The 13100-nt window shown below is 59.1% G+C and carries 7 protein-coding genes; 1 reads left to right on the forward strand and 6 read right to left on the reverse strand.

Translation table 11 applies throughout. The features are described 5' to 3' along the window. Positions 1-2 precede the first annotated feature (2 nt). Complete coding sequence (locus tag PRJ_RS24945; RefSeq protein ID WP_021783855.1) at positions 3-1436, forward strand: TolC family outer membrane protein; 1434 nt, start codon at positions 3-5, stop codon at positions 1434-1436. Between the two features lie 130 nt (positions 1437-1566). On the opposite strand, the gene PRJ_RS24950 is transcribed toward PRJ_RS24945, so the two are convergent. The 6 genes from PRJ_RS24950 to waaA form a co-directional block, all read right to left on the reverse strand. Beyond that, complete coding sequence (locus PRJ_RS24950) at positions 1567-6783, reverse strand: S8 family serine peptidase (RefSeq protein ID WP_256597885.1); 5217 nt, start codon at positions 6781-6783, stop codon at positions 1567-1569. Positions 6784-6821: 38 nt separating this feature from the next. Then, positions 6822-6983: a hypothetical protein gene (locus PRJ_RS29880; protein WP_158682573.1), complete on the reverse strand. Its 162-nt coding sequence runs from the start codon at positions 6981-6983 to the stop codon at positions 6822-6824. Then, positions 6980-7786 (reverse strand): hypothetical protein, encoded by an 807-nt coding sequence (locus PRJ_RS24955; RefSeq protein ID WP_104962657.1) that lies wholly within the window; start codon positions 7784-7786, stop codon positions 6980-6982. The genes PRJ_RS29880 and PRJ_RS24955 overlap by 4 nt, the downstream gene beginning before the upstream one ends. A 243-nt stretch (positions 7787-8029) precedes the next feature. Further along, the gene (locus tag PRJ_RS24960) at positions 8030-9448 is read right to left on the reverse strand and encodes an HlyD family type I secretion periplasmic adaptor subunit (RefSeq protein WP_104962658.1); all 1419 of its coding nucleotides are present in this window, start codon (positions 9446-9448) and stop codon (positions 8030-8032) included. Further along, entirely contained in the window at positions 9445-11589 is a 2145-nt protein-coding gene (locus PRJ_RS24965) for a type I secretion system permease/ATPase (protein WP_104962659.1), read from the reverse strand. Before PRJ_RS24965 ends, PRJ_RS24960 begins: the two co-directional genes overlap by 4 nt. Positions 11590-11827: 238 nt before the next feature. Continuing rightward, positions 11828-13099 (reverse strand): lipid IV(A) 3-deoxy-D-manno-octulosonic acid transferase, encoded by a 1272-nt coding sequence (gene waaA / locus PRJ_RS24970; RefSeq protein WP_004577391.1) that lies wholly within the window; start codon positions 13097-13099, stop codon positions 11828-11830. Between the last annotated feature and the right edge of the window lies 1 nt (position 13100).

Here is a 13100-nt window from a genome sequence, read left to right on the forward strand (position 1 = left end):
CTATGCTGCGCAAACTCTCACTGGCGATAGCCGTGTCTTGTGCGTCCAACGGAGTGGTCTGGGCAGCGGACGTGCCCTCGACAGTCAAGACCGATCTGGTCAGCGTCTACCAGGAGGCAGTGGACAACAACGCCGACCTGGCTGCCGCACGCGCCGATTACGGGGCGCGCCGCGAAGTGGTGCCGCAGGCCCGCGCCGGGTTGCTGCCAAACCTGTCGGCCGGTGCCGAGATGATGAACACCCGCACCAAGCTGGACGAGCCGTCCATGACGTCCAATCGCAGCGGCAACTCCTGGAGCGCAACTTTGGCCCAGCCCATCTTCCGCGCTGATCGCTGGTTCCAGTTGCAAGCCGCCGAAGCCGTCAACGAACAGGCAGCACTGGAGCTGTCGGCGACCGAGCAAAACCTGATCCTGCAAACCGCGCAAAACTACTTCGCCGTCCTCCGCGCCCAGGACAACCTGGCCGCCACCAAGGCAGAGGAAGCGGCTTTCAAGCGCCAGCTGGATCAGTCCAACGAGCGTTTCGACGTGGGCCTTTCGGACAAGACCGACGTGCTGCAATCCCAAGCCAGTTATGACACTGCACGCGCTAACCGGATCATCGCCGAACGCCAGGTGCAGGATGCCTTCGAGGCCCTGGTGACCCTGACCAACCGTGAGTACACCTCTATCCAAGGCGTAGTGCATAGCCTGCCGGTACAAGTGCCAACGCCCAACGATGCCAAAGCCTGGGTCGAAACCGCCGGGCGCCAGAACCTCAACCTGCTGGCCACCAACTACGCGGTTTCTGCCGCAGAAGAGACCCTGCGTCAGCGCAAGGCCGGGCATGCACCGACCCTGGACGCAGTGGCCAAGTACCAGAAGGGTGACAACGACAGCCTTGGCTTCACCAACCCATCGCAACTGGGGGTGCGCTACAGCGGCGATGTCGAGCAGACCAGCGTTGGCCTGCAACTGAACATACCGATCTACAGCGGCGGCCTGACCAGCTCGCAGGTACGCGAGGCTTACCAGCGCCTGAGCCAGAGCGAGCAACAGCGTGAAAGCCTGCGCCGCCAGGTCGTGGAAAACACCCGCAACCTGCACCGCGCAGTGAACACCGATGTGGAACAGGTACAGGCGCGCAAGCAGTCGATCATTTCCAACCAGAGCGCGCTGGAAGCCACCGAAATCGGCTACCAGGTCGGTACCCGCAACATCGTCGACGTGCTTGATGCCCAGCGCCAGCTGTACACCTCGGTGCGCGACTACAACAATAGCCGCTACGACTACATCCTCGACAACCTGAGCCTGAAGCAGGCAGCCGGCACCCTGAGCCCGCAAGACCTGCAGGACCTCAAGCGCTACCTGAAACCTGACTACAACCCGGACAAGGACTTCCTGCCACCGGACCTGGCGGCAGCAGCGGCCAAGAACTTCGAGCGCAGGCCTTGAGATAGGGGCTGGACTCTTCGCGGGCTTGCCCGCTCCCACACGGTGCCAGGCCTGAAGGCATGATGCACCTGTGAGAGCTGGCTTGCTGGCGATAGGCCTCCAATATCACTCCAGCCCTGAATGACAACGCCTAGGCGGCTACGGCAATCGTCGAGTCGATGCGTTGAACCGACATATCACCAATTAGCGCAGGCCCCGCAGGTTCAGGGGCGAACGCAGCCATTGCGTCAACAAGATTCCCCAGGCTCGGTAGCGAGTGCTCGACAGCAACCAGCGATGACCCTGCTGAAAGGGCGGAAATCTCTGGCACGGCAACCGCTTCAGATGTGACCATTGCCGGCTGCGCAAAGATAAAGTCCTCCGCGGTCACCTGCGCAACTTCGAGCGCATCCAAGTACAGCATCTTCACAATACCTTCCTGCCCCGGCACTGCCTGGGTATCAACGGCTACACCGTGAATCTGCGCAAAGTCATTGAGTTTGAAGCGCTGGACTTTGCTGACGTGCAGATCCTCGAAGCGACTGATGCCTACCTGGGTCAGGTCAATCTTGTCGATACCGTGTCGGAACCCCCGAAGGGTGTTCTTGTAGTCGCTCACACCTTCTTGTTTTGTCACCAGAAACACGCTGGGCGCAACCGTCGGCGGGGAATATATCGTGCCTGCCAAAGAAGCCACCAACTGCCCGGATGCGTCACTGGCAAGCGACACGCCACCTGCACCACCGGTAAGCAGAACATTCGCGCTGACAGGCGGGGTCGTCTGCTCTTCAGGGCTGCCCTCGAAATAACCTGGCGCAGCGGTGAAAGCGTCAAGGAAACGGAAGTTCGCTGACCGCAGTTCAGCAATCGTAGTGTCCGCAATCGTCAGCTTCTGCCCACTGCCAAGGTCGAGCACAGTCGAATTGCCGTCCTGTTGCATCTGCAAGTCAGCAAACCCTGAACCACCAAAGCCGATCAGGTCGATCACCTCACGCGAAGTCTCGAACTGCTTGAGTACATCGTTACCGCCTGCACGCCTGTGGATGACAAAGCGGTCGGTACCCTCCCCCCCCTTGAGGAGATTGTACCCACGGCCACCATCCAGTAATGCCCCGGTGGGCCCGGCGATCAAGGTATCGTCGCCATCACCACTGATAAGGTTTTGCACCGAGCCAGGGGTTATGGTGAGCGCCGCACCGGCAATACTGGCGCTGCCGCTGGCCAGATCCACCGAGATACTGCGACTTACTGCAGCCGCGTTCAACGTATTGCGCCCGCCAGCGGTGCCGCTGATGGCATCGTCAAGCTTCGCGCGCCCTGGGTTTTCTGCCACCAGATTCGCGTAGTCGTCGGTAAAGTAATAGACATCATCGGTGGTGCCGGGGCTGCCGACGAGGCGCAGCGTCCAGCGATCAAGCGTTAGCGGTAAGCCAGCAACAGCATTACGCACCTCAAGCTTCCACTCCCCAGCCGAGCGCTCTGCGCGATGATGGGTCGACATGAACCCATATTTGAACGCCCCTGAACGCGAATCGCCCAGATCGTCATCACCAGAGCCCGGCGCCTTGCCTGTGCGATCGAGCAGTACGCTGCGCGTGCCGCCAGGCGACACCAGCGTGAGCGTCATGTCGCCAAGGCGGCCGACCATCGAGTGGACATCGACCTCCACATGCTCCACCAGCAAATCAGCCGGCAGGGTCAAAGACAAAGTCGCAACCTGCCCCGCCGCAACCTGTTGAGCCACTGGTTCACTGCTGGCTGTCAGCAGCCGTTCATTGGCCTTGGTCGCCCGGCTCCCCCAGGACTCGGCAAGGCGCACTGCGGCGCGGGCGTCGATCATGCCAAAGCCATAGTCGTGGCTGGCGTGCATGCCACCGCCATTCCAATTGCGCCCTGCGTTGTAAGCCCATTGGGTTGATGCGTCATCCACTTTGCGCGCAGACAGTGCGAGGATCTGCTGAACATCCCGGTAACCCAACCCCGGGTTGGCCTGCAACATCAACGCCACCACGCCTGAGACGATCGGCGCGGCGAAGCTGGTGCCCTGAGTCGTGCTGTAGGCGCTGCCGACCGACGCACCGCGCTCCGCTTCAAGGCTGACGCCACTGGATAAAACATGGCTCCCCGGTGCAGCGACCAGCAAGCTGGAGCCTGGATTGGAAAAGGGTGCCGTGGCAGCTTGCAGTACCGAGAGGTCTGCCTTTGCATTGATGGCCGCCACTTCAATGGCGTGGCGGTTGTTGTTGGTCAGTGAGCCCTGTGCATTACCGCCTTTATGGCGCTGGTTGCCACCAGAGGCGACGACGATGGTGCCTAGCCCGCCACGGCCGTTGGTGGCGGCAAGCGTAGTGCTGAATGCCAGCGCCAGAGCAGTATCGACTTTTCCTTCTGGAACATTTGTAAGTCCGAAGTCCGTTTTGAAACCCCAACTGTTGTTGGCTATGTCGTAGTTGACCATTTGCCCCAGATTGGTCAGGTCATCGCCTTTGTTGGCCAGGTAGTGCCCGCCGATCTTCGCCTCATATGCGATGCCGATCCCTCCTTGATCATTGCGCGCGCCAACCATGACCCCAGCCACTTGAGTGGCATGATTGGACGCCAGAGCGGGCAGCGTGCCATTGGTGCGTTGGGTTTGCAGCCAGATGGGATCGATATTCGGCTTGAGATCGGGGTGCCCGATGTCGAAGATTTCCGGCGCCACGGCAAACTCCCCACCCGGCTCGAACTGCCCTATCCTCACCCCCTTGCCCGTGAAGTCACGCCATACCGGCGCGACATTGATCTCGTCCAGATACCACTGCCGCCCCGACAGTGGGTCAGCGGGGGATTGTTCATGGCGCAACGTTACCGTTGCCCGCAAGGGTGCTGATGCAGCACTGCCCACCTCGGTCACACTCATGGACGCGTTGCCGGCAGCATCGACCAAGTCGTAACGGAAACTGACATCACCGTCATGGCCTGGCAACGGCGTGACCTCCACATCACCCTGCTCATTCAGCCGCACTGTTGCACCCTTGCCAGCGCTGACTGAGGCGATGCGCAATGGCCCGCTGCTGCCAAGTGGCTGATCATTGCCCAGTAGCGCCGTTGCAGGGACTATCAGCGCCGTGTCAGTGGTGGCGAATGTAGCCAGTTGCTCAGGCGAGAGCCTGTCGCCGATTGGCATGGCGCCCCCGCCAAGAAGATCGATGGCAGCAATGTCGGCGAAGCTGAGTTTCTGGATGTTGCTCAAGCTCAGACGGCCATCTCGTCCCGCCACGGTGTCGGTGATCAGGTGGCCCGATTCGGTACGTGTGATCAGGTACTCGTCGTGAGCACCATGCAAACTGACCAGGTTGGTGCCCGCGCCTCCGTCGATCGTGGCATCGCCGCGTCCGGCCTCGATCACGTCATCGGCAGCACCGCCCGTAATCTGATCAGCGCCACCACCGGCGTAAATGATACTTCCGCCCGCCGAGGCCCGGATGCGATCCCCCTTGGGGCCCGCATAGATCACCGACTTGCCGGTACCACCAATGATGTCGTTACGGCCCGTACCGCCAACCAGCACATCGTTGCCGCCACCACCGATCAGCAAGCTGTCGCCCGAGCCGCCCTTGATGAAAACTCCGCGTTGACCGCCGCTGGCGATGATGTCCTTACCCCGCCCGCCTTGCGCAATGGTCAGCCCGGCCTTGGCCATGTTCAGCCCAACGCCATGCTCCCCCACGATCAGCGCCGTGTCGCGCCCACCATTGCCCTGCATGTTCGCCCAATCGTCGCTGGCACTGATCACGAATACATCGTCGCCCGCCCCGCCGTGATAGGTGTTGCTGCCACCGCCACCAACCAGCCAACTGCCCTCTGGAGCCGCGGTCAAGACATCATCGCCCGCGCTGCCGTACAGCGTCTGTACGCCGAGCGCTGCGGCGTCCAGCGTGCTGCCTTGAGCACTCTGGCTGATGTAGGCCCTTCGGGAAGTGGGCCCGCTTGACGAAGTCAGTAGAGTGCCACCCTCCTGGGCCTCGATCCGATTACCGACGGTATCGGCGAGAAACCTCACCGCCAGTACTTCCCGGTCCTCACCATTGACAGTGAAAGCGCCTCGGGAAATGACCTCGTTACCCTGACGCACCTCTCCTACCGGCTCGACCTGGCCGAGCTTGATCTGGCTAATGCCATGCTCCTGCAATGCCCTCAGCTCACCGGCATCGGCACGCCCGTCGTGGTTGCCATCGACCCACACCTTCAATTGCGCCCAGACGGCGTCTTCAACGTTGATGACGCCATCGGCGTTGGCGTCAACACTTGCCAGGGCGGCGAAGCCATCCTTGAACGGCGTTTCACCAGAGCTGCCATCACTGCCTGCCTTGCCGCCGTAGTATTCGGAGAACAGCTGGCTGACGTTGCTCACCTGGCCGGTACCGTTATCATGCACCAGCATGCCGGTCAGCCGGTCTGCCCAGCCGGTGCGGCGCAGTGAACCACTGTTATCGATATCGAACAGTACGCCTTCCTCGATACCCGTCAGACCAACGCCCTTGCCGCTGAGGTCGAGCAAGAGCGGGTCGACAAACGTGTTCACCGTAGTCATTGCTGCCAACCCGTTGAGTACTACGGCATTGCGCAGGCTGAAATCCGGTTGTTCATTGCCATCACGATAGAACTGAGCCAGATGCTGATTGGGTCGCACGTTGGGGTCGATCTGGAGCTCGCCGGGGCGAACACCACCGGTGGCCAAACTGCCCAACTGAGCGGAGGTGAAGTCGGTGTTGTCGAGGGTGCTGTCGGTGAATGCGATACTGTGGGTCAGGCGACGATCGACGTAGCCGTTGGAGACGTCATTGCGGATATCGTCCTGGCCTTGGAGGTCGCGGCGGGATTCGGTTGTGGGGGTGATTTCGATCTGCAGTGTTTGATCAGTTGCATTATCAAAGTGACTAGCGGCTTTAAAGGCATTATTGATGGAATTGAAAAGCGAAGCTGCGGCAGCACTGATAAGGTCAGGAACACCAGTGGGTGACTCGACCCTGGATATCCACTCCTTAGCAATTAAACGGTTTTCGGCGGAAGAAACTACTGATGCCATTGCCATCATGCGGTGAGTGTGAAAGGAAAGTGTAAATTCATCCGTTAGATTCCCCGCTGAGGAAAGCACATGCCGCCAGTAGTCCTCTCGATTTTCGACAGCAATCACATCAAACACCGGACTCAACGTCCATGCCCTCTCAGGATATTCAAGGCTTTCGAAAGTTTCCTTATGAAATGCCGCGACCTCTTTTTGGCTTACCTGACCGACAATAGGACCTTTACTAATCTTCTTTAGCAACACCTCCATATATTTATTTGCCATTTCAACCCTCACCTTATCCACATCGATTTCTTGCATCGGACGACCGACACCTGCCGCTACCGACTTCATATAATTTATTGCCGCAACACCTGACAAAGAGTCCCCGCGCGCAACGCCATTTGCAAGGACAGCGTATTTGTCTCCTTTTTTGCCAGGACATCATACATTGCATCCGGCCCCTTATCACGCAAAGCCTGACGTGCCTCATCCACATCGGACAGCTCTATCCTAATCATTTATCGACTCCATATTTTACAGCATTCATGAAAAACTCACCCACCGTCAAAACAATGTTATGCCACTCCCCTAGCCGCCCCCATAAAAACTCCACATTTACAATTGCGTTGTCTCCGGGCATCAAAAACTCCAAATAGCAACGCGAGTAATTGGCCTTATGCTCGACCCAGTTGCAATAACCGATATATTGCATGCGCCCCTTGGCCTCCAGCCAGAAAAAGCCCTTGCGCTGATTAGGAAATGCACTATCAACTCCCTCGAGAAAATTTAGACCGAGATCTTCGTTCAGCTTGCTAGCCTGAACTAGAGGCGCAGGTGTTTCACGAAGGTAATGCTGGAGCTGTTTTCTCAACCCCGCTTCCCCATGCGGCCAAGGCTCAATTGCGACCGATATTCCATCAAAACTAAAAGACGTCGCCTCACCGTAAGAGACGGGCTGCATCTCCGGCCAACTCATTGCCATATAGAGTGACACCAAGTTTGCACCACAGCCTTTTTTGTTATTTGTAAATCCCGGCTCCCAAGAACTCTTACCCTCATACTCAGGCCAATAGATCACATACTTCCTAGGGAGCTCATAAACAACACCCGAGATCTTTCCACACACCATTGGATTAGGGGTCTTCAGCTTCTTCGGCGCCCAAGTCGGAGTAATAACAATGGCGACCAATAACCACACCACACTTAGCAACAACAACAACTTGCTAAAACCCCACAGCACCAAACCAAATCTTCTACACAGCGCAATTAGCTTTCCGAACAGCACCTTCCCAAAGATAAAGATATACCTATAACTAATCATCACCCCTCCCTAGAGCCAGCCTGCCCATATCAGCCACTAAGCAAACTTCGCTTCAGACAATGCATGAACTTTTCCAAAATTTCTTTCGTACAACACGGAAATGCTGCTCCCAGCCCCAAACGCATCTGAACCACCGAGACCGACAGCACAGCAACTCGCCATACCAGCCAATATTATTGCACTACAGATCCGCAGTAAGCTCCAAGCCGCTCTATATACAATGCACGCATTTTTATATTTCATTTATCGCTCCTTCAGACTTTCCTTTGCATGCCGCTGCAGGGGACTCAAGAAGAAACTGATAACCCTGCGCCTATCCACAATCACTTCTGCACGCACAGCCATGCCCGCCGTCAACGGCAAGTCGTTATCCCCTACGCGCAAAGCTTCCTTGGCCAACTTGATTCGAGCGCTATACAAAAGACCGTGCCTATCATCCTCAATGGCATCATCGGAAATACTCTCCACCACCCCCGGTACAACGCCATACCTGGTAAAGGTGAATGTCTCGATCTTCACTTCCACGTGCTGCCCCGGAAAAACAAAGCCGATATCTTTGTTCTCGACTTTCACTTCCACTTCCACCGGCTCGCCCGTCGGCACAATGACCATCAGTGTCTGCGCGGGTGTAACCACCCCGCCCTGTGTATGGATCGCCAACTGCTGGACGGTGCCGTCAACGGGGGATGTCAGTACCTTGAGGCGATGCCGCTGCTCGGCCTTGTTCAACTCCTGCTCAAGGGTTGCAATGCGCCGTTGCGCCTCACCGTGAAGGTCGAGCATGGCTCTGCGCAGTTGGGCAATGGCACCGCTACGGCGGTGCTGAGCAGCAAGCCGTGCAGCGTTCAGTTCGTCGATGCGCGAGCGCTGGAGTGCCAGTTCGCGTTCCTGCTCCAGGCGGGCCTGCTCCTTTTCCAGGTAGGTGTGCTTGGCCACGGCCGATTCGCTGAACAACAGCTTGTAATCCGCCGTCAGTTGGCGGGTGATCACCAACAGTTGCCGGAGCGCGTCAGCCCGGCCCTGGGCGGAACGGATTTCGGCAGCGCGTTGACCGATTTCGGCATCGGCCTGTTCCAGCGTGGCCTGCAACTCCAGGTATTGCCCCTCCAACCAGCGCTGCGCGCCTGCCTGCTGCGCGGCCGTGGCCTGCGGTATCAAGGGTGCCAGGGAGGCAGGTGCCACATCGCCGTCCAGCGCACTCAGCAGTGTGCTGGCGCGGGCCTGGTCGATCTGTGCAGCCAGCAGTTCGCTGCCCAAACGCTTGATGTCAGCCTCGGTCAACTGCCCTTCCAGCTCGACCAGCACATCGCCTTTGCGCACCGGCTGGCCATCGACGACGTGGATCGACTGCACCACCGCGACCTCGCTGGCCTGTATCAACTTGCTCCTGCCACTGGGCACGATCTTGCCTTCGGCACTGGCGATGACATCGATCTCACCGATGCAAGCCCAGGCAAGCGCCAGCCCGATGAACATCAGCAGGCTCCACTGCAGGTAGCGCGGCAAGGGATGCACTGGCGTTTCCTGCAAGGACAGTGCCGCAGGTAAAAAGGCCAGTTCGTCGGGCTCACGTACGGGGCCGTCCATGCTCCGGCGCTTTCGCCATGCCGTCCTCCACGCATCCCGGTAGCGCTCGGCAAGGTCCTTGAACGCCACACTCATACGGCGGCCCCGAGCTGCAGTTGATGCAGGTAGGCATAGGTGCCCTGTGGATAACCCAGCAGCTCATCATGAGTCCCTTGCTCGATGATCTGCCCACGCTCCATGACCACGATGCGGTCGGCATGGCGTACTGCCGAAAGCCGATGGGCAATGATGATGACCGTGCGCTGCGCGCAAATCCGCGCCATGTTCTGCTGGATGATCCGTTCGGACTCATAGTCCAGCGCACTGGTGGCTTCGTCGAAAATGAGGATGCGTGGGTTGCCGAACAGCGCTCGGGCGATGGCTATGCGCTGTCGCTGCCCACCCGACAGGCTGGCGCCGTGCTCACCAATCAGGGTTTCGTAGCCATCCGGTAATTCGAGGATGAACTCGTGAGCACCCGCCAGTGTCGCTGCGGCGATCACTTCTTCAAGCGGTGCTGCTGGGTTGCCGAGGGCAATGTTCTCGCGCACGGTGCGCCGAAAAAGCACGTTGTCCTGCAACACCACGCCGATCTGCCGACGCAGTGACGCCACATCGGCTACCGCCAGGTCAGCACCGTCGAGCAATACCCGCCCCCGCTCAGGTGAGTACAGCCGCTGAATCAAGCGTGTCAGCGTGCTCTTGCCTGACCCCGAGCGACCTACAACGCCTATCACTTCTCCGGCGGCGATCTTCAGGCTGACATCGCGCACCACTTCGCCCCCGTCCGGCCGATAGCGAAAACACACACGATCGAGCTCGATCTGCCCGACAAGTGTGGGCAGCACCGTGCCCTTGCCTTGGTTGACCTCGGTACGGGTGTTGAGAATGTCGCCCAGGCGTTGAATCGATACCCCTGTCTGCTGGAAGCTGGTCCAGAGTTGGGCCAGGCGGATGATGGGCTGCGACACGCGCCCTGCGAGCATGTTGAAGGCGATCAGCTCGCCCACCGTGAGTGCGCCTTCGATGACCAGCCGGGCCCCCAGCCACAAGGTGGCTACCGTGACCAGCTTGCCGATCAGGCCGACGCTTTCATTGGCCAGACTGGAAAGGTTCTGGGTCTTGAAACTGGCAGATACATAAGCGGCCAGCTGATCATTCCAGCGCCGGGTCACCTGAGGTTCCACGGCCATCGACTTCAGTGTGTCGATGCCGTTGACCGCCTCGACCAAAAAAGCCTGGTTCTCGGCGCCGCGCTGGAAGCTTTGATCAATCAACGCCCGCAGTAGCGGAGTAACGACCAGGGATACGAGAAAATAGAAAGGCAGCGAGCCAACGACGACCAGCGTCAACCATCCGCTATAGAGGAACATGACAGCGATGAAGACCACCGAGAACAGCACATCCAGCACTAGCGTGATGCTGTTGTTGGTCAGGAAACTTCTGATGTTCTCCAGTTCTCGCACTCGGGCAACCGAGTCACCGACTCGCCTGGCGTGAAAATAGGCGGTGGGAAGATCGATCAAATGCCTGAACAGTTTTGCACCCAGTTCGACATCGATTCTTGACGCTGTATGAGCTGCCACATAGGTACGCAACCCACTCAGCAATGTTTCAAACAGAACGACGACCAATAAACCCAAGGCGATAACATCCAGCGTGGTCAAACCGCGATGCACCAGGACTTTGTCCATTACCACCTGAAAGAACAAAGGCGTCAGCAAAGCCAGTATCTGAATGACCAGGGAAACCACGAGCACTTCGCCAAATAGCCGCCTGTACTTCACCAGAGCAGGAATGAACCAGGTAAAGTCGAAGCGCGACAGCCCGAGGGGCAACTGGGCATCGGAGCGAACCAGAATGAGTTCTCCCGACCAGCGCACCACCAGTTCCGCGAGGGTCAGCGCTTGCGGCGCGCGGGAGTGCGGGTCCTGCACCAGAACCTGCTCGCCCTCCACGCGCGCGATGATGAAGTACTCACCACGCGTATCCACTGCAATAGCGGGCAAGGGCGTCTGCTGCAGCCGGGCCGGATCGACGCTGCGGTGTTTGGCCTTGAGGCCAAGTTGCTGAAATGCCCGAAGTAGTGTGCAGGTAGAGAAACGCTCACCCGCTGCTGCATGATCGTGCTGCAACTGCTCGGCAGAGACGGCAACACCATGGTAACGCGCCAGCGTGATAAGACACACCAGCCCACTTTCAATAGTGTTGGCAATGCCATCAGATAAATCAGCCATCACGCCACCTCTTATGAAAACCGGACATGAGGCGATACTAGCCCGAAGCAATAGGACAACCGTCCTACAAGCTTCCGACACAAGCGTGTGACACTTCTGACTTTTAAAGTCTATTCGTAGGAAGTTTCCTAACGGCGAGAAATCCAGTGTAGGAAGTTATAACTTACGCCGTAGGAATAAATAACCAGAATCAGACATATCCACTCTAGACCGGGTCTTTGAGTGGATATGTCGGTTATCAGCGGATCAAGGCCCCCAGCCCCTCGAGCAATCGCTGCAGCGCCCCCTGATTGGCCCGCATCACCGCCCTGCCCGCCTCGCCCATGCGCTGGGCGTCCTGCGGCAGTTCCACCAGACGGCGCACCGCACCGGCCAGCCCGTCAGCATCATCCACCTGCTGCAACGCACCCGCCTCGCGCAGCATCGCGCTGATTTCGAGGAAGTTGAACACATGCGGCCCCATGAGCACCGGCAAGGCCAGCGCCGCAGGCTCCAACGGATTGTGCCCACCGGTCGGCACCAGGCTGCCACCGACGAAGGCAATGTCGGCCAGGGCATACAGGAACAGCAGTTCGCCCATGGTGTCGCCCAGCAATACCCGCGTTTGCGCATCGACCAGCGTACCGGCAGAGCGGCGCACGGTGGTGAACTGCTCGCTGCACAGCGCATGCACTGCATTGAAGCGCTCGGGGTGGCGCGGCACCAGGATCAGCAAGGCATCGCCATGCACCTGCAACAACTGCCGATGCGCCTGCAGGATCAAGGCATCTTCCCCTTCATGGGTGCTGGCGGCGATCCACACAGGGCGCTGGCCGCCCCCCCACTGTTCACGCAATGTCCTGGCGCGCGGCAGCAGCTGTTCGTCGATCGTCAGGTCGAACTTGATCGAACCGGTGACTTGCACGCGCTCAGGGCGTGCACCCAGGTCACGGAAGCGCTGGGCCTCGGTTTCGGTCTGCACGGCAATCAGGCTCATCTCGGCCAGCATCGGCCGGGTCAGCCTGGCAAAGCGCCCATAGCCACGGGCCGAGCGCTCGGACAAGCGCGCATTGGCCAGCGCCACCGGAATGCCGCGCCTGGCACACTGGTGAATGTGGTTGGGCCAAAGCTCGGTTTCCATGATGATGCCCAGCTTAGGCTGCACATGATCGAGAAAACGCCCCGCCGCCCAAGGCAGGTCGTAGGGCAGGTAGCAATGCTGCACGCGTGGTTCGTTGGCGAACAGGGCGCGAATGCGTTCAGAGCCGGTAGGGGTCATGCAGGTCAGTGTGATCGGCAGCTCCGGGTAAGCCTTGAGCAAGGCACGCACCATGGGTGCGGCAGCAATGCTCTCGCCCACCGATACCGCATGCACCCAGATACCACCCTGGCGCATGGCCGGCAGCTTGAAAGCAAAGCGCTCGCCGATGCGCTGGCCATAGGCCGGCGCCTTGCGCGCGCGCAGGTACAGGCGCAGCGCAACCAGCGGCAGGCCCAGGTGAAACAGCAAGGTATAGAGAGTTCTGTTCATG

Source organism: Pseudomonas sp. XWY-1 (assembly GCF_002953115.1).
GTDB classification, from domain to species: domain Bacteria; phylum Pseudomonadota; class Gammaproteobacteria; order Pseudomonadales; family Pseudomonadaceae; genus Aquipseudomonas; species Aquipseudomonas alloputida.